22 protein-coding genes are annotated in these 19,898 nt (G+C 59.9%); 14 read left to right on the top strand and 8 right to left on the bottom strand.

Annotated features, from left to right (window positions below; all coding sequences use genetic code 11):
* Positions 1-31: 31 nt before the first annotated feature.
* Together AC1DUP_RS02140 and AC1DUP_RS02135 are read right to left on the bottom strand one after the other, a co-directional pair.
* Positions 32-1,477 (bottom strand): UdgX family uracil-DNA binding protein, encoded by a 1,446-nt coding sequence (locus AC1DUP_RS02140; RefSeq protein ID WP_477831957.1) that lies wholly within the window; start codon positions 1,475-1,477, stop codon positions 32-34.
* Positions 1,477-2,709 (bottom strand): putative DNA modification/repair radical SAM protein, encoded by a 1,233-nt coding sequence (locus tag AC1DUP_RS02135; protein WP_477831956.1) that lies wholly within the window; start codon positions 2,707-2,709, stop codon positions 1,477-1,479. Before AC1DUP_RS02135 ends, AC1DUP_RS02140 begins: the two co-directional genes overlap by 1 nt.
* Positions 2,710-2,958: 249 nt before the next feature.
* Between AC1DUP_RS02135 and greA the strand changes: the two genes are divergently transcribed.
* From greA to AC1DUP_RS02120, 3 genes are read left to right on the top strand one after another with little or no spacing between them, the layout of a single operon-like run.
* Positions 2,959-3,435: a transcription elongation factor GreA gene (gene greA, locus AC1DUP_RS02130; protein ID WP_113297616.1), complete on the top strand. Its 477-nt coding sequence runs from the start codon at positions 2,959-2,961 to the stop codon at positions 3,433-3,435.
* Positions 3,436-3,466: 31 nt separating this feature from the next.
* The gene (locus AC1DUP_RS02125; protein WP_477831955.1) at positions 3,467-4,516 is read left to right on the top strand and encodes a glycosyltransferase family 4 protein; all 1,050 of its coding nucleotides are present in this window, start codon (positions 3,467-3,469) and stop codon (positions 4,514-4,516) included.
* Positions 4,517-4,569: 53 nt separating this feature from the next.
* The gene (locus tag AC1DUP_RS02120; protein ID WP_477831954.1) at positions 4,570-5,388 is read left to right on the top strand and encodes a hypothetical protein; all 819 of its coding nucleotides are present in this window, start codon (positions 4,570-4,572) and stop codon (positions 5,386-5,388) included.
* Between the two features lie 78 nt (positions 5,389-5,466).
* Here AC1DUP_RS02120 and AC1DUP_RS02115 read toward each other — a convergent pair whose 3' ends face one another.
* Positions 5,467-5,934 carry an Lrp/AsnC family transcriptional regulator gene (locus tag AC1DUP_RS02115; RefSeq protein ID WP_113297613.1) on the bottom strand — a complete coding sequence of 156 codons (468 nt, stop codon included), beginning with the start codon at positions 5,932-5,934 and terminating at the stop codon, positions 5,467-5,469.
* 230 nt (positions 5,935-6,164) lie between these two features.
* Here AC1DUP_RS02115 and trxB point away from each other — a divergent pair, with 230 nt between their 5' ends.
* Together trxB and AC1DUP_RS02105 are read left to right on the top strand one after the other, a co-directional pair.
* On the top strand, positions 6,165-7,139 hold the full coding sequence (trxB, locus tag AC1DUP_RS02110) for a thioredoxin-disulfide reductase (RefSeq protein WP_113297612.1): 975 nt from the start codon (positions 6,165-6,167) through the stop codon (positions 7,137-7,139).
* 22 nt (positions 7,140-7,161) lie between these two features.
* Complete coding sequence (locus AC1DUP_RS02105; RefSeq protein WP_112543602.1) at positions 7,162-8,058, top strand: LysR family transcriptional regulator VtlR; 897 nt, start codon at positions 7,162-7,164, stop codon at positions 8,056-8,058.
* A 28-nt stretch (positions 8,059-8,086) separates the two neighbouring features.
* Here AC1DUP_RS02105 and AC1DUP_RS02100 read toward each other — a convergent pair whose 3' ends face one another.
* A complete protein-coding gene (locus tag AC1DUP_RS02100; RefSeq protein ID WP_162748481.1) occupies positions 8,087-8,479 on the bottom strand; it encodes a hypothetical protein in 393 nt (130 codons plus the stop codon).
* A 155-nt stretch (positions 8,480-8,634) separates the two neighbouring features.
* Between AC1DUP_RS02100 and AC1DUP_RS02095 the strand changes: the two genes are divergently transcribed.
* The 4 genes from AC1DUP_RS02095 (at position 8,635) to AC1DUP_RS02080 (ending at position 12,116) form a co-directional block, all read left to right on the top strand.
* Positions 8,635-8,928 carry an ArsR family transcriptional regulator gene (locus AC1DUP_RS02095; protein WP_113297611.1) on the top strand — a complete coding sequence of 98 codons (294 nt, stop codon included), beginning with the start codon at positions 8,635-8,637 and terminating at the stop codon, positions 8,926-8,928.
* Between the two features lie 2 nt (positions 8,929-8,930).
* On the top strand, positions 8,931-10,097 hold the full coding sequence (locus AC1DUP_RS02090) for an MFS transporter (RefSeq protein ID WP_477831953.1): 1,167 nt from the start codon (positions 8,931-8,933) through the stop codon (positions 10,095-10,097).
* A 25-nt stretch (positions 10,098-10,122) separates the two neighbouring features.
* Positions 10,123-11,247 (top strand): alkene reductase, encoded by a 1,125-nt coding sequence (locus AC1DUP_RS02085; RefSeq protein WP_477831952.1) that lies wholly within the window; start codon positions 10,123-10,125, stop codon positions 11,245-11,247.
* Positions 11,248-11,318: 71 nt separating this feature from the next.
* On the top strand, positions 11,319-12,116 hold the full coding sequence (locus AC1DUP_RS02080; RefSeq protein ID WP_477832135.1) for an aminoglycoside phosphotransferase family protein: 798 nt from the start codon (positions 11,319-11,321) through the stop codon (positions 12,114-12,116).
* Here the strand turns inward: AC1DUP_RS02080 and AC1DUP_RS02075 are convergent.
* Entirely contained in the window at positions 12,113-13,132 is a 1,020-nt protein-coding gene (locus AC1DUP_RS02075) for an NAD(P)H-binding protein (protein WP_477831951.1), read from the bottom strand. The genes AC1DUP_RS02080 and AC1DUP_RS02075 overlap by 4 nt on opposite strands.
* Before the next feature lie 89 nt (positions 13,133-13,221).
* On the opposite strand from AC1DUP_RS02075, the gene AC1DUP_RS02070 reads away from it, so the two are divergent.
* A complete protein-coding gene (locus AC1DUP_RS02070) occupies positions 13,222-14,130 on the top strand; it encodes a LysR family transcriptional regulator (RefSeq protein ID WP_477831950.1) in 909 nt (302 codons plus the stop codon).
* Between the two features lie 37 nt (positions 14,131-14,167).
* Here AC1DUP_RS02070 and AC1DUP_RS02065 read toward each other — a convergent pair whose 3' ends face one another.
* Positions 14,168-14,449: a DUF2188 domain-containing protein gene (locus AC1DUP_RS02065; RefSeq protein ID WP_113297606.1), complete on the bottom strand. Its 282-nt coding sequence runs from the start codon at positions 14,447-14,449 to the stop codon at positions 14,168-14,170.
* A gap of 237 nt (positions 14,450-14,686) precedes the next feature.
* Here AC1DUP_RS02065 and AC1DUP_RS02060 point away from each other — a divergent pair, with 237 nt between their 5' ends.
* Positions 14,687-15,781: a calcium:cation antiporter gene (locus AC1DUP_RS02060; RefSeq protein ID WP_113297605.1), complete on the top strand. Its 1,095-nt coding sequence runs from the start codon at positions 14,687-14,689 to the stop codon at positions 15,779-15,781.
* Between the two features lie 124 nt (positions 15,782-15,905).
* Here AC1DUP_RS02060 and AC1DUP_RS02055 read toward each other — a convergent pair whose 3' ends face one another.
* The gene (locus AC1DUP_RS02055; RefSeq protein ID WP_113308826.1) at positions 15,906-17,108 is read right to left on the bottom strand and encodes a pyridoxal phosphate-dependent aminotransferase; all 1,203 of its coding nucleotides are present in this window, start codon (positions 17,106-17,108) and stop codon (positions 15,906-15,908) included.
* Between the two features lie 385 nt (positions 17,109-17,493).
* Between AC1DUP_RS02055 and AC1DUP_RS02050 the strand changes: the two genes are divergently transcribed.
* From AC1DUP_RS02050 to AC1DUP_RS02040, 3 genes are all read left to right on the top strand, one after another.
* Entirely contained in the window at positions 17,494-17,793 is a 300-nt protein-coding gene (locus tag AC1DUP_RS02050) for a hypothetical protein (RefSeq protein ID WP_113297603.1), read from the top strand.
* Complete coding sequence (locus AC1DUP_RS02045; RefSeq protein WP_113509477.1) at positions 17,783-18,115, top strand: sortase; 333 nt, start codon at positions 17,783-17,785, stop codon at positions 18,113-18,115. Before AC1DUP_RS02050 ends, AC1DUP_RS02045 begins: the two co-directional genes overlap by 11 nt.
* Positions 18,116-18,222: 107 nt before the next feature.
* Positions 18,223-19,368, top strand: a complete 1,146-nt coding sequence (locus tag AC1DUP_RS02040) for a PQQ-dependent sugar dehydrogenase (protein ID WP_477832134.1) — start codon at positions 18,223-18,225, stop codon at positions 19,366-19,368.
* On the opposite strand, the gene AC1DUP_RS02035 is transcribed toward AC1DUP_RS02040, so the two are convergent.
* Positions 19,365-19,790: a DUF3052 domain-containing protein gene (locus AC1DUP_RS02035; protein ID WP_477831949.1), complete on the bottom strand. Its 426-nt coding sequence runs from the start codon at positions 19,788-19,790 to the stop codon at positions 19,365-19,367. The two genes, AC1DUP_RS02040 and AC1DUP_RS02035, sit on opposite strands and share 4 nt — an antisense overlap.
* Positions 19,791-19,898: the final 108 nt, after the last annotated feature.

The raw sequence follows: 19,898 nt of genomic DNA, 5'->3' as shown, positions 1-19,898 counted from the left end.
ACACTGGAACGCAGTGAATCACTTTCTGCACTCAGGCCGCCAAATGCCTGATCAGATTCATGTCCTGCCGGAAGCGGGCAAGCTCCTGCACCTTCCTCTCCTCGTCGGGAATCCGCAGCAGATAGGAGGGATGCACGGTGACGAAGAGCGATCGCCCCTCCTCCATCGCAATCGGGCGCCCGCGGACATCCCCCAGCTTCTGCTTCTCACCGGTCAGGGAAAACAGCGCCGTCGCGCCCATCGCCACGATCAGTTTTGGCTTCACCAGATCGAGTTCCAGCTTCAGCCACCAGCGGCAATGCTGCACTTCGCCCATATTGGGCTTCTGGTGGATACGCCGCTTGCCGCGCGGCTCGTATTTGAAATGCTTCACGGCATTGGTGACATAGAGCCTCGACCGGTCGATGCCGGCATCAGTGATCGCCTCGTCGAAAATCTTTCCGGCCGGACCGACGAAGGGTCGGCCTGCAAGATCCTCCTGGTCGCCCGGCTGCTCGCCGACGAACATGATCTCCGCATCGGCAGGACCCTCACCGAAGACGGTCTGCGTCGCCTTCGCATGCAGCGGGCATCGACTGCAGACGGCTGCCTCCTCGCGCAATGCCTCCAGCGTCCCGACTGGCGCCATTTGTGGCACCGGCATCCGGGACGCCGCTTCCTGAATACGGTTATGATAGGGAAGCGGCATGGTCGCTTCACGCTCGGCCATGGCGAGGACTTTTGCTTCCGCCTCGGCGATCAGGCCCGGAATGAGATCGGCTTCCGGAAGGTTCTTCCAGTATTTCTTCGGCATCTCGGCCTGCATGGCCTTAACCTTCAGCCGAGCCGGATTGAAGATGCTGGCGTAATAGGTGCGCCAGAGATCGTCGGTCGCATCGCTGATATCGGGCTTTTGGCAGGGCGTATTGCTTGTTGTCAGCCGCTCGCCATCCCAGGCAGCCGATCCTTTCGGCGTGACGATCAACCAGTCCATGTCGGTGAAACGGCGCTGGAAGAAAGGCGCCTTGCGTGCCACGATGTAATGATCCGGCTCAAACCAGGCGATGAATTTCCGCCGCCTGCCGTCTGATGTCGCAACCTCCTTGAAGCGGACGAAGGCGGTCATCTTGTGGGCGTCGCGATGCACGCTCTTCTGCATCAGCCGGGCGCGAGACACCTCTTCATCCGAGGCCAGATCGAGCAGATGCCGGTTCTCCTGCAAGCGCCATAGCAGGCTGTAGAGCAATGAAAAACGCTTGCGATCGCTATGGCAGATCACCGCTTCGGCCAGTGCCATAAAGGCTGGCGGGACAGTCATGGGCCTGCCGTTGCTGGTTGGATCGGGCGGCAGCGCATCATGCTGGAAGGCAAAGCCCCTCTCGCTGCTTTTCTCCTGCCAGTCGATCTCCTCTGGCGGAATTCCGGCCGCAGCAAAAGCACGGGCGGCCCTGCGCCACTCCTCGAAATCGCCCCTGCCCTCCAGCACGACCCGGCGCATCAAAGCAACGACAATTGTTCGGGTTGCGGTTCGAACATGGCTCGCAAGTCCGGCCGATCGACCAGCCGGTGCGGCGTCCAGCCTTCGGCTGTGATGAAGGCCTGCACCTTGCGGATCGACACGCCGAGCCGCGACAAATCCTCGAGCCGCAGACGACGTTGCCGCCGTTCGCTTAGGATCGCCTTCACAGTCTTGGTGCCAAACCCCGGCACCCGCAGCAGCTTTTCGCGATCGGCGCGATTGACGTCGACGGGGAAATCGCCGCGATGGCCGAGCGCCCAGGCAAGCTTGGGATCGAGATTGAGATCCAGCATGCCGCCGCCCTGCGTCGAGGTGATCTCGTCGATGCCAAATCCGTAAAAACGATAGAGCCAATCGGCCTGATAGAGCCGATGCTCGCGCATCAGCGGCGGCTTGATGAGCGGCAGGTTCTTCGAACTGTCGGGGATCGGGCTGAAGGCGGAATAATAGACGCGCTTGAGCCCGTAGCTGCTGTAGAGTTGACCGCTGGTAGAGAGGATCGTCGCATCATTGGCGCCATCGGCCCCGACGATCATCTGCGTGCTCTGGCCGGCCGGCACGAACCGTTTGCGCCTCTTCGTCTGCAGCGTCGGCTCGTCCGCCGCTTCGATCTTCAGCCGAAGATCGCCCATCGAGCGGCGGATGCTKGCGGGCTTTTTCTCCGGCGCAAACCGGCTGATGCCGCTATCGGTCGGCAGCTCGATGTTGAGCGACAGGCGATCCGCATAGAGGCCCGCCTCCTCGATCAGGTGCGCTGAGGCATCGGGAATGGATTTCAGATGGATGTAGCCGCGGAAATTATGGGTGACCCGCAATTCCCGCACGATGCGCACCATTTCCTCCATCGTATGATCGGAGGAACGGATGATGCCGGACGAGAGGAACAGCCCTTCGATGTAGTTGCGCCGGTAGAATTCCAGCGTCAGCCAGACGACCTCCTCCGGTGTGAAGCGGGCACGCTCGACATTGCTGGACGATCGATTGATGCAATAGGCGCAGTCATAGATACAGAAATTGGTGAGCAGGATTTTCAAGAGCGAAATGCATCGTCCATCCGGCGCATAGGCATGACAAATTCCCGCACCTTCAGTCGAGCCCAATCCGCCTGATGCCGTCGAATCGCGTTTGACCGTGCCGCTTGAGGCGCAGGAAGCGTCATATTTGGCGGCATCGGAAAGGATCGCCAATCGTTCTTTAAGCGACTTCTTCATAAGGATGTTCACTAAATGTTCACGATGGCAAAATCAAGACGGAGAAGCAGGTCGGCACCCAACTTCCTTTCAAAAGCAGGTACTTCTGGGTGAGGTCGAAACCTTCGATACGAATTTTATGGAAATTGCGCGTGCCGATCTGCTATAACCGACGAACCAAGATTGTAGCACGGTTCCGAAGTTCCCTTCGGGACCTGTTTTCTTTTGTGTCTGCGAGAACTGTGGACGCAGGGAGAGAAGGACGAAAAAATGGTTGATAAGGTACCGATGACACAGGGTGGTTTCGTCAAGTTGCAGGAAGAACTGCGCTGGCGTCAGCAGGAGGAGCGCCCGCGAATCATCGAGGCAATTGCGGAAGCGCGCGCCCATGGCGACCTTTCGGAAAATGCCGAGTACCATGCCGCCAAGGAAGCACAGAGCCACAATGAAGGCCGCGTCGCCGAACTCGAAGACCTGACGGCGCGCGCCGAAATCATCGACCTCTCCAAGATGTCGGGCGACAAGATCAAGTTCGGCGCCAAGGTGAAGCTCGTCGACGAGGACACCGAAGAGGAAAAGACCTACCAGATCGTCGGCGATCAGGAAGCCGACGTGAAGCAGGGCCGTATCTCCATCTCCTCCCCGATCGCTCGCGCGCTGATCGGCAAGGAAGTCGGCGACTCCATCGAAGTCAACGCCCCTGGTGGTTCGAAGGCCTACGAAATCCTTTCCGTTTCCTGGGGCTGATCGCCCGCGCCTTTCTCCGCGAGAGCAGCCAGTGCCGGATATCAGTGACGTCGAGATCATCGCGCCCAACCTGAAACGCCGGCTCTCCGGCGTTACGTCCACGATCGTTCAGTTGATCCCCTGCCAGATCCGGCTGGGGATCAGGATAGCAGCCCTCGGCCCCGGTCTTCCGCCACAGCTTCCGCGCCTGAAATGGCCGCAGCTATCAGGCCTCTGGCGTGCGCCCGCCGGGCGCCGCCATCGCGTCTGGCATGCGCGCCGCAACAATGAAATGGCGGCGGGTATCCTGATGCGGCAGGTATTGCGCATGCCGCTGAAGCTCGTCTTCACCTCAGCCGCCCAGCGCCGCCACACGTCCTATACCCGCTGGCTTATCCGCCAGATGGATGCGGTCATCGCCACCAGCAGCCGTTCCGGCTCCTTCCTCAAGGTGCCGCACACAGTCATCCAGCACGGCGTCGATCTCGAACTTTTCCATCCGCCCGAAGGGGCTGACGACACGATAGCCGCAACCGGCCTGCCCGGCCGTTACCTCGTCGGCTGCTTCGGCCGCGTGCGCCATCAGAAGGGCACGGACCTTTTCGTCCAGGCAATGATCGCATTGTTGCCGCAACATCCGGACTGGACAGCGGTCATTTCCGGCCGTGTCACCCCTGAGCACACAGCCTTCGCCGACAGGCTAAAGGCAGACATTGCTGCAGCAGGCCTTACAGATCGCATCGTCTTCATCGGCGAAGTACCTGATATCAAGGTTTGGTATCGCCGGCTGACGCTCTATGTCGCACCCTCTCGCAACGAAGGGTTCGGCCTGACGCCGCTGGAGGCCATGGCTTCGAAAACAGTAGTTGTGGCCTCTGACGCCGGCGCTTATGCCGAAATGATCGCGTCCGGCGAGAACGGCATCATCGTACCATCAGGCGATGGCGACGCACTGACGGCGGCCATCGCAACCTATCTTGCCGATCCCGCCCTCGCCGCTATACAGGGTGAGGCTGCCTTGCGACACGTGCGGGAAAATTTCGCGCTGGAAAAGGAAGCGACAGCGATCAACCGGATTTACCAGCAACTTCTCGGCGCGTAAGCCGTTCGTCATCCCATTGGCAACGGACATATCAGGGAAGTAGGGACAGGTAGATGTCGACCGCAAATAACAACGAAAACCTGGTCAACGTGCTCTGCATGAAGTGGGGAACGCTCTACGGTGCCGAATACGTCAACAATCTCTACCGCGGCGTCAAACGGCACCTGAAGCGCCAGCACCGTTTCGTTTGCTTTACCGACAACGCAGCAGGCCTCGACGGAGGCATCGAGACCTTTCCGCTGCCCGAGCTTGGCCTGCCGGCCGGATCCAAGGATCGTCGCTGGCAGAAGCTGGCGCTCTTCCGCCGCGAACTTGCCGATCTCAAGGGCATCGCCCTCTTCCTTGATCTCGACCTTGTCATCGCCGACGATCTGGAACCGCTCTTTCAGCACCCAGGCACGTTCCTCATCATCCGCGACGACGATCTCTTCCGCGCCAAGCCGCTACGCAAACTCAAGCCCGCCCGCGACAAGTTCCTGGCCTCGGTCGGCAACAGCTCGGTCTTCCGCTATGAGATCGGCGCCCACGCCTATATTCTCGATACCTACCTCGCCGATCCGGTGGCGGCCATGTCGAAATACGAGATTTCCCAGCAGTTCCAGAGCGCGCAGCTGGAAGCACATGGAAACCTGCAATATTGGCCGCGCGAATGGTGCGTGAGCTTCAAGAACGCCTGCGTGCCGCGTCATTTCAAGAGCTTCTGGCGCGATCCCGAACTGCCGCCGGATGCGAAGATCGTCGTCTTCGCCGGCAATCCGAAAATGAGCGAGGCTTTTGAAGGTGGCGGACAGAAATGGTACCGCCGGATCGGCAATACCGATTGGCTGAGCAAGGCCTGGCGAGGCCAGAGCATCTCACGCGAAAGTGTGTAGCGGTTTTACGACAATGACATGGGAAAACAGGACCTAAAGCATGGCAAGCGGATCTGGAAGATCGCGACACGCTTTGGATTACAGTTCGACGAGCCCGAGCTTCTTCACCTGCCGGATCGTCAGCATGGTGCGCACGGTATCGACATGCTCATTGGCCGTCAGCACTTCGATGACGAAGTCCTGGAAGCGGGTGAGGTTTTGGGCCACGCAATGCAGCAGGAAATCGCTGTCGCCGGAAACCATCCACGCCTGGCGCACCAGCGACCACTCGGCGGTGGCAGCGGCAAAGGCCTTTAGATTGGCTTCGGACTGATGCTTGAGGCCGACCATGCAGAAGGCGACGAGATCGAGCCCAAGCTTCGGGCTGTTCAGCATCGCATGGTATCCTTCGATGACACCAGCCTCTTCGAGCTTACGCACCCGGCGCAGGCAGGGCGGCGCTGAAATTCCCACCCGGTCGGCAAGCTCAACGTTGGTCATGCGGCCATCTGACTGCAGTTCCCGCAAAATCTTTATGTCGATGACGTCAAGTTCAGCGCGAACCACGCTTAGGCCTTTCTTTAATTCCCCGCGGGCAGCTTCTATATAAAGCCACGGAATACGCAAGAAAGTTTCAGTCGGATGACGGAATCTTGCACATCGCCTGTATTTGCCTTGTTGGTAATGCAAGGCTGCCCTTGAATAAAAGCATTGGTCGTTCATAAATGGCGATGGGATCGCGAAACGGCCTTATTCGCCTCTTAGCCGCCGCATCCTGCCAGTCGAAAGGAAATTCCATGTCTGCCCGCCATACCAAGGTGCTCATCATCGGCTCCGGACCTGCCGGTTATACGGCAGCGGTCTATGCCGCGCGCGCCATGCTGAAACCGGTTTTGATCGCCGGTCTCGAACAGGGTGGCCAGCTCATGATCACCACCGACGTCGAAAACTATCCGGGCTTTGCCGACCCCATACAGGGTCCCTGGCTGATGGATCAGATGCTGCAGCAGGCCCAGCATGTCGGCGCCGAAATCGTCAACGACCTCGTGACCGAAGTCGATCTCAACCAGCGCCCCTTCGTTGCCCGCACCGATAGCGGCCAGGTCTGGACCGCCGATACGCTTGTTATCGCGACAGGCGCCAAGGCCAAGTGGCTCGGTATCGAAAGCGAGCAGCATTTCCAGGGTTTTGGCGTTTCTGCCTGCGCCACCTGCGATGGCTTCTTCTATCGCAACAAGGATGTGATCGTGGTCGGCGGCGGCAACAGCGCCGTCGAGGAAGCGCTCTATCTCTCCAACATCGCGAAGTCGGTCACCGTCGTGCACCGCCGCGACGGTTTCCGCGCGGAAAAGATCCTGCAGGAACGCCTTTTCTCCAAGGAGAACGTCAAGATTCTCTGGAACACCGAGGTCGCCGAGATCACGGGCACGCCGGCAAAGCCCCCCATGCCGCCGTCCGTTTCCGGTGCTCGCCTGCGCGATACGCGCACCGGTGTCGTCACGGATGTGGTCATTGACGGCGTCTTCGTGGCGATCGGTCACGCGCCGGCAACCGAACTTTTCAAGGGCAAGCTGAAGCTGAAGGACAATGGCTATCTCTGGACCGCACCGGATTCGACTGCGACCAGCCTGGAGGGTGTCTATGCCGCAGGCGACGTGACGGACGATACGTTCCGCCAGGCGATCACCGCCGCAGGCTTGGGATGCATGGCCGCCCTCGAGGCAGAACGTTATCTGACGGGCCATATGCCCGTTGCCGTAGCAGCGGAGTAATAGTGGCATGAGGGGTGGGGGAATGCCATTGGACTGGGACAAGCTGCGTATTTTTCACGCAGCTGCCGAAGCCGGATCGTTTACGCATGCGGCCGACAAGCTGCATCTGTCCCAGTCAGCGATCAGCCGTCAGGTCAGCGCGCTCGAGCAGGATGTGGGTACCAAGCTCTTCCACCGCCATGCGCGCGGCCTGATCCTCACCGAACAGGGCGAGTTGCTTTATCGCACCGCACATGACGTGCTGCTGAAGCTCGAAACCGTGAAGATGCAGTTGACCGAGACGACGGAAACGCCGTCCGGCAAGCTGCGCGTCACCACCACGGTCGGTCTCGGCCAGGGCTGGCTGACCGACAAGATCCAGGAATTCCTGCAGCTCTATCCTGACGTTCAGATCCAGCTCATCCTCGACAACGAGGAAGTGGATGTGAACATGCGTCATGCCGATTGCGCCATCCGCCTTCGCCAGCCGCAGCAGTCCGATCTCATCCAGCGCAAGCTCTTCACCGTGCATATGCACGTCTATGCGGCCCCCTCCTACATCAATCGCCACGGCGAGCCGCAGACGATCGAGGATCTGGACAACCACCGCATCATCACCTTCGGCGAACCGGCACCGAATTACCTGCTCGACGTCAACTGGCTGGAAATCGCCGGCCGCTCGTCGGACAACAAGCGCATTCCGCACCTGCAGATCAACAGCCAGACCTCCATCAAGCGCGCCTGCCTGCTTGGCATCGGCATTGCCTGCCTGCCGGATTATATTGTCGGCCGAGACCCGGGTCTGATCCAGCTGGCGATCAATGCCGACGTTCCCTCCTTCGATACCTATTTCTGCTATCCGGACGAGATCAAGAACGCCGCCAAGTTGAAGGCTTTCCGCGATTTCATCGTCAGCAAGGCCCGCAACTGGAACTTCTGAGTTCCATTTTTATGGAATGAATTTCAAATCATGCAGCCCACGCATGACTGACATGCACAAAAAAGGGTTGCCGTTTGCTCATTAAAGCACCATATCGCTTATAGCTGATGCACACGGTGGCTTTTCCTCCCAGTTCCACCGCATTAGCTGTTCCCCTCTGGAGGTTTTTGACCTTCACACTTATAAGGGCCCTGGTTTTCCGGTGGCCCTCTTTTTTTGCCTGAATTTTACCTTTTGCCTCAATTTTTGTCGGCAGATACCGCAATGCGGAAAAATTTGTGCAGTGCATAGCTGGCATGCACAAAAAACTATTGAAAGCTGCACAAGGAAGCACCATATCGCACATAGCTGATGCATTTGGTGGTTTCTCTCCCAGTGCCACCGCGTTGGCTGTTCCCCTCTGGAGGTTTTTGACCTTCACACTTAAAAGGGCCCTGGTTTTTCCGGTGGCCCTCTTTTTTTGCCCGTTTTTTTAGCAGCCTGAGAAAAACTCCAGCTCACGCCTCCGTGATTTGCATATCGAAAATCGTCGATCCATATATCGAGAAAATCCGATTTATACTTCGATGAACGACGATGGACAAAGACGAGATTCTCAAGGCGCTGGCCAACCCTGCCCGGATGGACATCCTCAACTGGCTCAAGAACCCGGAAGAGCACTTTCCGACGCAGGAACACCCGTTTGAAATGGGCGTCTGCGCCAGCCAGTTCGAACGCTGCGGCCTTTCCCAGTCCACGGTGTCTGCGCACCTGGGCACCCTTCACCGCGCCGGCCTCGTCACCAGCAAGCGCGTCGGCCAGTGGATCTTCTACAAGCGCAATGAAGAAACGATCGCGACCTTCCTCCAGCAGCTAACGCAGGATCTGTAATCATGCCCCTTGCCCTGCTCGTTCTTGCCTTGAGCTCTTTTGCGATAGGCACCACCGAATTTGTCATCATGGGCCTTCTGCCGGAAGTCGCAGCCGACCTCTCTGTCACGATCCCTGAGGCCGGCTGGCTGGTGACGGGTTATGCGCTGGCCGTCGCACTCGGCGCGCCCATCATGGCAATCTCGACCGCCAAGCTGAAGCGTCGCTCGGCCCTTATCATGCTGATGGCCTTCTTCATCGCCGGCAACCTGCTCTGCGCCATTGCCCCTAACTACTGGGTGCTGATGATCGCTCGCATCGTTACCGCACTTTGCCACGGCGCCTTCTTCGGCATCGGTTCGATCGTGGCGGCCAATCTCGTCAGCGAAGACCGTAAGGCCCGCGCCGTGGCCTTGATGTTTACCGGCCTGACGCTGGCAAATGTGCTGGGCGTCCCGCTCGGCACCGCGATCGGTCAGGCCTATGGTTGGCGCTCCACCTTCTGGGTGGTCACTGTCATAGGCATCGTCACCATCGCCGGCCTGATCGCAATCCTGCCAAAAGACAAAAAGGAAGAGCAAAGCAGCATCCCGCGAGAGATCGCCGCACTGCGGAATGGCCGCCTCTGGATGGCGCTGTCGGTCACCGTCTTCTTCTCGGCGTCGATGTTCACGCTGTTCACCTATATCGCCCCGTTGCTGCGTGACGTCACCGGCGTCTCGCCTGAAGGTGTCACCTGGACACTGTTCCTGATCGGCCTTGGTCTGACGGTCGGCAATCTTATCGGTGGCAAGCTGGCGGACTGGCGTCTTGGCGCCACCCTCGCGGGCGTCTTTGCCGCTATCGCCCTCACCTCCGCAGTCTTCTTCTATACGAGCCGCTTCTTTATCCCGGCGGAAATCACCCTCTTCTTGTGGGCAGCGGCAAGCTTTGCAGCCGTGCCCGCCCTGCAGGTCGGCGTGGTGGGTTTCGGCAAGGATGCGCCCAACCTCGTCTCGACCATCAATATCGGCGCCTTCAACACTGGCAATGCTCTTGGCGCCTGGGTCGGCGGCATGGTCATCGATGCCGGCCTCGATCTCACCCGCGTTCCCCTCGCCGCAGCCGCCATGGCCCTCATCGGCCTTGCCGCCACTGTTCTCACCTATCTCTCCGGCCGGGCGCAGACTGCCCCCGCTGCCGCCGAGTAATCCCCCCAAGAAGAAAGGACCTTTCATGGCCAAGCTTTTCCAGCCGACGCAGATCGGCGATATTGCCCTCAAGAACCATATCGTCATGGCGCCGCTCACCCGTAACCGCTCGCCGGGCGCAATACCGAATGACGTGAACGTCGAATATTATAGCCAGCGCGCCACTGCCGGCCTGATCATCACCGAGGCGACCGCCATCACGCATCAGGGCCAGGGTTATGCCGATGTTCCCGGCCTCTACAGCAAGGAAGCACTCGACGGCTGGAAGCGCGTGACGGACGCAGTCCATGCCGAAGGCGGCAAGATCGTCGTGCAGATGTGGCACGTCGGCCGTATTTCCCACACCACGCTGCAGCCTGATAACGGCAAGCCGGTCTCCTCGACGAACCGTGTCGCCAAGGCGAAGACCTATCTCGTCAACGCTGATGGCACCGGCGCCTTCGCCGATACTTCAGAGCCCCGCGCGCTCGAGGCCTCTGAAATCCCCGGCATCATCGAGGATTATCGCAAGGCGGCCCGTGCTGCGATCGATGCTGGCTTTGATGGTGTCGAGATCCACGGTGCCAACGGCTACCTGCTCGATCAGTTCATGCGCGACGGCGTCAACGACCGCACCGACGAATACGGCGGCTCGATCGAAAACCGCACCCGCTTCACTTTCCAGGTCGTCGAAGCAGTAACCAGGGAAATCGGCGCCCGCCGCACCGCAATCCGCATTTCGCCGGTCACGCCCTCGGGCGAATCCTATGATTCCAACCCGCAGGCGCTCTTCACCCATGTTATCGAAGGCCTCGCCAAGTACGATCTGGCCTATATCCACGTCGTGGAAGGCCAGACCGGAGGCGAGCGCGATTATCGCCAGGGCGACAACCCGTCCTTCAACTACAAGGCGCTGCGCGCTGCCTATGAAAAGGCCGGCGGCAAGGCTGCCTGGATGGTCAACAACGGCTACGTCAGGGACATGGCGATCGAAACCGTCGAAACCGGCAAGGCCGATCTCGTCGCCTTCGGCAAGCCCTTCATCTCCAATCCTGACCTCGTCGAGCGTCTGGAAAAGAACCTGCCGCTCAACACGCCGGATCAGTCCACTTTCTACGGTGGCGGCGCCAAGGGCTATATTGACTATCCGCTGCTCGAAAAGGTCGCCTGAGCTTTCACGAAACGAAATCCCGCCATCCGGCGGGATTTCCAATTCTGCGAGTCACCGCTAGCATGCGGGTCATGTTCTCGCCCTATCTCGAACGCTGGTCGCTGACAACTGACGGCGACCCCATCATCACCCATTCAAGCCGCCTCCTGCCAGTCATCTGGCGGGACAATAGAGCCATGCTGAAAGTCGCAACCCACAGCAGCGAGCGCGAAGGTGCATTGCTGATGCAGTGGTGGAGCGGCGACGGCGCGGCTCACGTCTATGCGCAGGAGGATGACGCGGTGCTGCTGGAACGCGCTGCGGATAAACGCTCGCTGCTGCAGATGGCAATGAACGGCGAGGATGACGAGGCAAGCCGCATCATGGTCCGCACAGCGGCAAAGCTGCATACGCCGCGCCCGACACCCCTTCACGACTCCACGCCGTTAAAGCGCTGGTTCCGCGATCTGGAGCCAGCTGCACTCACCCACGGCGGCACCTTTGCCGAGTGCTGGAAGATCGCAAGCGCCCTGCTGGCCGATCCGCAGCAGCTCAGCATTCTTCACGGCGACATCCACCACCGCAATATCCTCGACTTCGGCGAACGGGGCTGGCTGGCGATCGATCCCAAGCGTCTTTATGGCGAACGTGGCTACGACTTTGCCAATATCTTCGCCAACGAAGACCTGCCGACCACAACGGATCCTGCCCGTCTGAGGCGTCAGCTTCCGATCGTCTCCGAGGGGGCCGATATCGAGCCATCAAGGCTGCTCAAGTGGATCGTCGCCTATTCCGGCCTTTCCTCCGCCTGGTTCCTCGAAGATGATGACCACGTCTCGGCGGAAAAGCCTCTGAAGGTCGCCCGCATCGCGCTTGCCGAACTCGCTTAACTTGCCTTCTCACCATGGGAGAGAAGCGCCGCCGTCGTCGTTGAACGTGCCTCCGGCAGGGATCCCTGTGCGATAAGCGTGGCCCGAACTGCCTCGTCGATGGGAGTGTGCGGCTCGGTTCCGAGTTCGGCGGCCAGCTTGTCGTTTCTCATGCGCAGCGATACTTTCCAGAGATAACGCATCTCCTTCAATTCATGCATGACAGTCATGAAGGGAGCAAGCAGCGGCACGATGAACCACGGAAAGCGGCCGATCCTCGCCTTGCCGCCGGCAACGCGCCTGACCGCCTCTGCCATTTGCCGGCCATCGCCATCCCAGAAGCCGTTCATGTGATAGCAGGCGAAAGCCGGCAGGCGCTCGGCCCGCTCGACGAGCTGCACCATCGTCTCGGCGACGTCGGGCAGATAGGCCCATTGGTGCCCGATGCCGGGCATTGCCGGATTTTTGATGGTACCAACAGGCTTGCCCGGCGTGGCGAAAGCGGCGGAGAACCAGCTGTTGCCCGTGGCGCCGGGTCCGAAGAAATCCCCTGCCCGCACCACGATGACACCGATGCCGGTTTCAGAAGCTGCCTTCAATCGCTTCTCCATCTCGACACGGATCTTGCCCTTCTTCGTCACCGGATGCTGCGGACTGTCCTCGGTCACGACGCCGAAGGCATCCGGCCCGAAATTATAGACCGTGCCCGGCAGCACGATGCGGGCGCCGACGGCGCGGGCCGCGGCAATCGTATTGTCCAGCATCGGCAGAACCAGCTTCTCCCAGTCGCGATAGCCTGGCGGATTGACGGCATGGACGATCAGGCTTGCGCCCTCCGCGGCCTTGCGCACATCGGCCGCGTTCATCGCGTCGCCCTGCACCCACTCGAAACCCTGCTCACTCCCCTTCGCAGCGTTTCGGTTGAGCGCCCTCACCTTCCAGCCGCGCGCCTGCAGCTTGCGGGCGACGGCGCCACCTATGCCGCCGGTAGCGCCGAGAACAAGCGCCAGCTTCCTGTCCTGATATTCGCTGCTCATGATCATCTCCTTGTTCGATGAGACGACTATGCGTCCATGAGCAGATAAACAAAATTGACGAAATAAGTTGCATAGCTATACATAATTATATGGACACCGAACCAAGCTGGGATTTCTACCGCTCCTTTCTCACCGTACTCCGCCACGGATCGCTTTCGGCTGCGGCTCGCGAGCTCGGTCTGACGCAGCCGACGATCGGTCGCCATATTGATGCTCTGGAAGAAGCGGTCGGCGCCGAGCTTTTCATCCGCTCGTCAAACGGCCTGCTGCCGACCGACGTGGCGCTCGATCTGCAACCCTATGCGGAAACACTGGCGACAACAGCCGCTGCACTTCTGCGCACGGCATCCAGCCGGCGCGACACGGTGGAAGGCACCGTGCGCATCAGCGCCAGCGAGGTGGTGGGCATCGAAGTGCTGCCGCCGATCATCGCCGATCTGCAGGAAGCCTATCCCGGATTGCAGGTGGAGCTGTCGGCCTCCGATACGCTGGAAGACCTCACGAATCGCGAAGCGGACATTGCCGTGCGCATGGCCGAGCCACAGCAGGATGCGCTGCTGGTGCGCCGCATCGGCGATATCCCGCTCGGCTTTCACGCGCATCGCCGTTATCTGGAGCGCCACGGCACGCCTCAGACCATGTCCGAGCTCGCCGGCCATCGCCTCATCGGCTTCGACCGGCAGACGGCCTATATCCGCATGATGCGCAAACTCTACCCGCTGGCGGACGAACTCACCTATGCCTTCCGCACCAGCAACCATCTCGCGCATCTGGCCGCCATCCGCGCCGGTATAGGCATTGGTATCTGCCAGACGGGACTTGTCCGTCCGAACCCCGATCTCGTCCACATTCTGGCTGAAGAATTCGAAATCCCGCTCGGCACATGGGTCGCGATGCACGAGAGCCTCAAGACCGCTCCCCGCTGCCGCGTCACCTTCGACGCGCTGGTGAAGGGGCTGCTGAACTATATCAGGTCATGCACGGAAGCGCGCGTCTGACAACACGTCCGATGAGGCCGCAAGGCCGACGACACTATCAGGGCTCGGGCGAAACCTCGGGGGGGTGGCTCTTTGAAACCCCGTCCACGACCTCTGTTTCCGGACGATCACCGCCTTCGGCATATTCCTCATGCCACTTGCCTTGGGCGTCCTGCCAGCTGATCTCGGCGGAATCGCCGCCGACCTGCTGCTCGGCCGCGACGATACGGGCAGCCTCCAGCGCTTCGGCATGGGACGGAAATGCTTCGGAATAGACGTCTCCGAGCTTGTAGGCCCAGCCGCCGTCATGCGGCACGACTTCGTAGACCACCTTGACCATGCATGTCTCTCCTCTTCTTCTTGCGCATCCGTCCGCTTCCGGATCGGCTCCGGTTCCAGCGCGGGTCGCTTGAGAAGATTTCGAGGACGCCGCGATCTGTTTGCCGGCTGCCGTATGACAGGCAGTATTCCATTAAACGCTGAAGACTGCAAATTTCATCGACCACGGGTGTGCTTGCGAAGAAAATACATCGGCCTAGATTTCGCAGAAGAATCAAAATCGGCACTGGTGGCGGAAATGGCATTGCACCTTAAAGAAGAAAAATTTCTGATCGTGGCCGCAGTCGTCGCGGTTATCGCCTACCTGCTGGAACATGCGCTGATGGAGGGCGGCAGGGGGATCGCTCTTGCTGCGGCGGTGGCGCTGATTGCGACCATCGTTCTCGCCTCCATGCGCGTCGCCCACCATGCCGAGCTCTTGGCCGTCAAGGTTGGCGATCCCTATGGTACGATGATCCTGACGCTCTCGGCCGTCGCCGTTGAGGTGATCATCCTCGCCATCATGATGAACAGCGAGGATAGCTCGCCGACCCTGGTGCGTGACACGATCTATTCGGCGCTCATGCTCGATATCAACGGCATTCTTGGCCTTGCCGCTCTGCTCGGTGGCCTTAAGCATGGCGAGCAGCCCTATAACGACAACTCGGGCAAGACCTATGGCGTGATGATCCTGACGGCCATGGGCATCTCGATGATCGTTCCGGAATTCGTGCCTCATGACAAATGGCACTATTATTCCGGCTTCACCATCATAGCGATGATCGCCCTTTATGGCCTGTTCCTCCGTATGCAGGTCGGTCAGCACAGTTACTTCTTCTCCTACAGCTATCCGCGCTCGGAACGGCAAAAGGAACATCCCGACGAACACCATGAGGAAGGTTCGGTCGCGACCTCGATCACGATCATTCTCATCGGCGTCGTCATCATTGGCACGCTTGCCGAATTCATGTCGGGCTTCATGACCGAGGGCCTGCGGGACACCGGCGCACCGATCGCTGTGACCGCCATCGTCGTTGCGGCAATCTCTGCCGCACCGGAAATCCTGACAGCGCTGCGGGCAGCACTCCGCAACCGCATGCAGGCGACCGTGAACATCGCCATGGGCGCCTCGCTGTCGACCGTCATTCTCACCGTACCTGTCATGGAAGCGATCGCGCTCTATACCGGCCAGCCCTTCGTCATGGCCATGTCGCCGGTGCAGACCGTGATGGTGGCGATTACTCTGATTGCCGCCGCCATCAACCTCAACGACGGCGAGACGAATGCCATCGAAGGCATGACCCATTTCATCCTCTTCGCCACCTTCATCATGCTGACGGCGATCGGACTTTGAATCTGGAATCAGCGACTTAACGCGACAAGCGGATTCATTTTCGCAGCGCGTTAAACCAGAAGGTCAGGCAAACAAAAAGCCCACCATCTCTGGCGGGCTTTTTAATGAGATTGGCAGTCGCCGATTACTTGCAGGCGCCGCAGAAGCGCTGGATGCGGCGGCACGCTTCTTCCAGAAGGTCTTCCGAGGTCGCGTAGGAGATGCGGAAGTTCGGGCCGAGGCCGAAGGCCGAGCCGTGAACGACGGCGACGCCTTCCGATTCCAGCAACTCCGTGACGAAGTCCTCGTCGGTCTCGATCACCTTGCCGGACGGAGCCGTCTTGCCGATCAGGCCCTTGCACGACGGATAGACGTAGAAGGCGCCTTCCGGAACCGGGCAGGAAATGCCCTTGGCCTGGTTCAGCATGGAAACGACCAGATCACGGCGGCCTTCGAAGATCTTCTTGTTTGCAGGGATAAAGTCCTGAGGACCGTTGAGCGCTTCGACGGCTGCCCACTGGGCGATCGAGGTCGTGCCCGAGGTCTGTTGCCCCTGGATCATGTCCATCGCCTTGATGAGCTGGATCGGGCCGGCCGCATAGCCGATGCGCCAGCCGGTCATGGCATAGGCCTTGGAGACGCCGTTCATCGTCAGCGTGCGGTCATAGAGCGACGGCTCGACTTCGACCGGCGTGGCGAACTTGAAGTCGCCATAGGTCAGGTGCTCGTACATGTCGTCGGTCAGCACCCAGACATGCGGATGCTTGACGAGCACGTCCGTCAGTGCCTTCAGCTCGTCATGCGTATAGGCAGCGCCCGACGGGTTCGACGGCGAGTTGAACATGAACCACTTGGTCTTCGGCGTGATCGCCTTTTCGAGATCGGCAGCCTGGAGCTTGAAGTTGTTCTCCTGCGTCGTCGCGACGAAAACCGGCGTGCCGCCGCAAAGGGCAACGATCTCGGGATAGGAAACCCAATAGGGTGTTGGGATGACCACTTCGTCGCCGGCATTCAGCGTCGCCATGAAGGCGTTGAAGAGAATGTGCTTGCCGCCGGTGCCGACGATCGTCTGCTCCCAGCTATAGTCGAGATTGTTCTCGCGCTTGAACTTGGCGGCAATCGCCTTGCGCAGTTCCGGGATACCCGAGATCGGCGTGTACTTGGTTTCGCCGCGGCGGATCGCGTCGATCGCTGCTTCCTTGATATTATCGGGCGTATCGAAATCCGGCTCGCCGGCGCCAAGCCCGATCACGTCACGTCCTTTTGCTTTCAGCTCGCGCGCTTTCTGGGCGACGGCGATGGTGGCTGAAGGCTTCACGCGGGAAAGGGCATCGGCAAGGAAGGCCATGATATCGGTCCTACAAGGTTGAAACGGGCAGAAGGCCGGGACCGGAGTTCTGCGCTAAGCTCTATGTCCAATGTATGACATCATTTCAAGCGCAAAGGCGTGATGGGGACAATGATTCTTATTGATCAATTGCTTCAGCTGCACCCTGAAATCTGAACCGGCCTTCGCCGACCGTATGCGGTCGGCTCGCTCAGCGTCTGAAGAACTTGAATCAGTTTCTGAAGCCGGCTCTGTTTTATTCCTTAAAATCAAGGTTATCGCCCGTTTACCATTTGCCACGATTAAGCCGCAACAAATGCTGCGGCATGCCGCAATTCGGTCGTGAGAGCGCCGAGATCAAACCGGTATTCTACCACCATCCGACATTGGTCATTGAGGGTATGCCATGTTTCTGGAAGACGAGCGCGCTGCGGGACGCCTGCGCGCAAGCCGGGTTTCCCTGTCGCTGATGGTGGCAGTCATTGCTTTTGCATGCTGCGTCGTTGCGACGTTCGGCCTCTTTTCAGTCGCCGAAGCAGCACCGGCCATGGCCTCCAGCGCCCTTCAGCCAAGCCATGCCGACCAGACGATCACCCAGGGCCTGACTGTACTTTTTGCCGCTTTCGTCGCCGCGAACGGTTTTGCCATCTGGCTGCGGCGCATCAAGGGTCTCGTTGTTTCCGGAGGCAAGCGCGATGCCCGGTAAATCGCGGCGGACAAGCTGGAACGACGATGAAGACGTGTTCGAGCCGCTGCCGACCTACATGGAACTTGCCATGGCTGCCGCGGTGGCCCATGAAACGCCGCCCGCACTGCAGAGACCCCGCCTCCCCGGACTTTCGATCATCGAGAAACTGGTCGCCGTCGGCATCGTGTGCCTTGCCTTCTACGGCATGGCGCTGATCGGCTGCGGGCTTTTCCTGAAGGCTGAAGCAAAGCGCACCGGCTTCGTCACACAAAGGATGATGAGTGCGGAGCTGCAATATGCTGACTTCGATACCCGCTTCCCTCCCCGTGTGACCAACTGACCTCCTCTCATTCAACCCGAGAACACAAAACCGTTATGGGCTCCCCAATACGGTTGAAGCGTCCCATGCCCCGCGCCACCTTCATGGAACTGACGACGGGGATTATGATGGACGCCATTTCGACATTCCGTTTTGCCGCGCTGCTCGCCACCTTTGCAGGTCCCGCCCTTGCCCAGAGCGGGGATATCGTAAAGACGCAGGAAGTCTCGGTTCGTGTCGAGAAGCTCGCCGAGGGACTGGAACACCCCTGGGCAGTCGAGGTTCTGCCTGACGGCAGCTATATCGTCACGGAGCGACCGGGACGGCTGCGCATTATCCGCGACGGCAAGATCTCCGACCCGGTCAGCGGCGTGCCCCAGGTCAGCGCCCGCGGTCAGGGCGGTCTCTTGGATGTCGCGCTTGCCCCGGATTTCGCCACCAGCCGCAGACTCTATCTGACCGCAGCAACCACCAGCAACAGAGGTTCCGGTACGGAAGTGTTCAGCGCCACGCTGTCATCAGATGAAAAAATCCTGGAGAACGTCACGCCCATCTTCACCATGCGGCGCTTTACCCGCGGCAACATCCAGTACGGCTCGCGCATCGCGATCGCCGGCGATGGCTCGCTGTTCATCAGCATCGGCGATCGCGGCAACCGCGACCGTTCGCAGGACTGGAAGGATGACGCCGGCTCCATCGTCCGCCTCAATGCCGATGGCAGCATACCCACCGACAATCCCTTCAAGGACGGCCGCAAGGCCCTGCCGGAAATCTGGTCCAAAGGCCACCGCAACCCGCAGGGCATCACTTTCGACAGCGCCGACGGCAAGCTCTACACGGTCGAGCATGGCGCGCGCGGCGGCGACGAAATCAACAATCCCGAGCCCGGCAAGAATTACGGCTGGCCGATCATCACCTACGGCCGCGACTATTCCGGCGCCAAGATCGGCGAAGGAACCGCCAGGCAGGGACTTGAACAGCCCCTCCACTACTGGGATCCGTCGATCGCTCCGGGCGCTCTCGCCATCTATCGCGGCAAGATGTTTCCGGAATGGAACGGCAACTTCATCGTCGCCGCCCTGAAGTTCCAGTTGCTGTCGCGCATGCAGCGGGATGCGAGCGGCGCCTTCACCGCCGAGGAGCGCATGTTCGAAGGCGATTATGGCCGAATCCGCGATGTCATCGTCGCCCCCGATGGGGCACTCCTGATGGTGACCGACGAGGATGACGGCGAGTTGCTCCGGGTTTCTCGCGCCGATAACCGGGCCGGCTAAAGCGGGCCTCGCAATTCCCTGCGGATCATGAATTTCAACCCCGACCATGTCTCGTCGATGGCGCAGACCTTGACGTCGACAAGTCCGGTCGGCAGCAGGATTTCGCGTAGCGCATCCTCAGTGATGCTGGTCGGCACATCAGAACTCTTCTTCGGCCAGGAGATCCAGATCATGCCATCAGGCCTGACCACGCAAAACAGCGCCGCCGCCAGCTCTTCCAAAACCGCGCGTTGCGTTTCGAAGACATGGATGTAATCGAAATGTCGTTGAACAACTGCCGGCAGGCCACGATCGACCGAAGCAAAACCGTCGAACCCGCCGATCTCAATTAGCCTCTCGGGAACATTGATCAGCAGGGCCGTCTGCCCCGGCTTCAGCCCCAGTTTCTTCGGGAGCGGCGTGCCGGAATATCCTGCCGTCATTTCGCGACCTCGGGCGATGCGACCGCTTGTTCCAGCATAACAGCAGCAATCCCAATTCCACTCATTCGCATCCCCCGAACCATAAGGACGAGCCTCATCCTTGCCGAA

The organism is Rhizobium sp. 01L419 (genome assembly GCF_056400025.1).
This window is presented reverse-complemented; position numbering and strand designations above follow the sequence as displayed.

What these genes read in the sequence shown, in the direction of transcription:
- AC1DUP_RS02140 (WP_477831957.1), bottom strand. Translation starts at nt 1,477, where the DNA reads ATGCGCCGGGTCGTGCTGGAGGGCAGGGGCGATTTCGAGGAGTGGCGC.
- greA (WP_113297616.1), top strand. Translation starts at nt 2,959, where the DNA reads ATGGTTGATAAGGTACCGATGACACAGGGTGGTTTCGTCAAGTTGCAG.
- AC1DUP_RS02120 (WP_477831954.1), top strand. Translation starts at nt 4,570, where the DNA reads ATGTCGACCGCAAATAACAACGAAAACCTGGTCAACGTGCTCTGCATG.
- trxB (WP_113297612.1), top strand. Translation starts at nt 6,165, where the DNA reads ATGTCTGCCCGCCATACCAAGGTGCTCATCATCGGCTCCGGACCTGCC.
- AC1DUP_RS02105 (WP_112543602.1), top strand. Translation starts at nt 7,162, where the DNA reads ATGCCATTGGACTGGGACAAGCTGCGTATTTTTCACGCAGCTGCCGAA.
- AC1DUP_RS02095 (WP_113297611.1), top strand. Translation starts at nt 8,635, where the DNA reads ATGGACAAAGACGAGATTCTCAAGGCGCTGGCCAACCCTGCCCGGATG.
- AC1DUP_RS02090 (WP_477831953.1), top strand. Translation starts at nt 8,931, where the DNA reads ATGCCCCTTGCCCTGCTCGTTCTTGCCTTGAGCTCTTTTGCGATAGGC.
- AC1DUP_RS02085 (WP_477831952.1), top strand. Translation starts at nt 10,123, where the DNA reads ATGGCCAAGCTTTTCCAGCCGACGCAGATCGGCGATATTGCCCTCAAG.
- AC1DUP_RS02080 (WP_477832135.1), top strand. Translation starts at nt 11,319, where the DNA reads ATGTTCTCGCCCTATCTCGAACGCTGGTCGCTGACAACTGACGGCGAC.
- AC1DUP_RS02075 (WP_477831951.1), bottom strand. Translation starts at nt 13,132, where the DNA reads ATGAGCAGCGAATATCAGGACAGGAAGCTGGCGCTTGTTCTCGGCGCT.
- AC1DUP_RS02070 (WP_477831950.1), top strand. Translation starts at nt 13,222, where the DNA reads ATGGACACCGAACCAAGCTGGGATTTCTACCGCTCCTTTCTCACCGTA.
- AC1DUP_RS02065 (WP_113297606.1), bottom strand. Translation starts at nt 14,449, where the DNA reads ATGGTCAAGGTGGTCTACGAAGTCGTGCCGCATGACGGCGGCTGGGCC.
- AC1DUP_RS02060 (WP_113297605.1), top strand. Translation starts at nt 14,687, where the DNA reads ATGGCATTGCACCTTAAAGAAGAAAAATTTCTGATCGTGGCCGCAGTC.
- AC1DUP_RS02055 (WP_113308826.1), bottom strand. Translation starts at nt 17,108, where the DNA reads ATGGCCTTCCTTGCCGATGCCCTTTCCCGCGTGAAGCCTTCAGCCACC.
- AC1DUP_RS02050 (WP_113297603.1), top strand. Translation starts at nt 17,494, where the DNA reads ATGTTTCTGGAAGACGAGCGCGCTGCGGGACGCCTGCGCGCAAGCCGG.
- AC1DUP_RS02045 (WP_113509477.1), top strand. Translation starts at nt 17,783, where the DNA reads ATGCCCGGTAAATCGCGGCGGACAAGCTGGAACGACGATGAAGACGTG.
- AC1DUP_RS02040 (WP_477832134.1), top strand. Translation starts at nt 18,223, where the DNA reads ATGGACGCCATTTCGACATTCCGTTTTGCCGCGCTGCTCGCCACCTTT.
- AC1DUP_RS02035 (WP_477831949.1), bottom strand. Translation starts at nt 19,790, where the DNA reads ATGACGGCAGGATATTCCGGCACGCCGCTCCCGAAGAAACTGGGGCTG.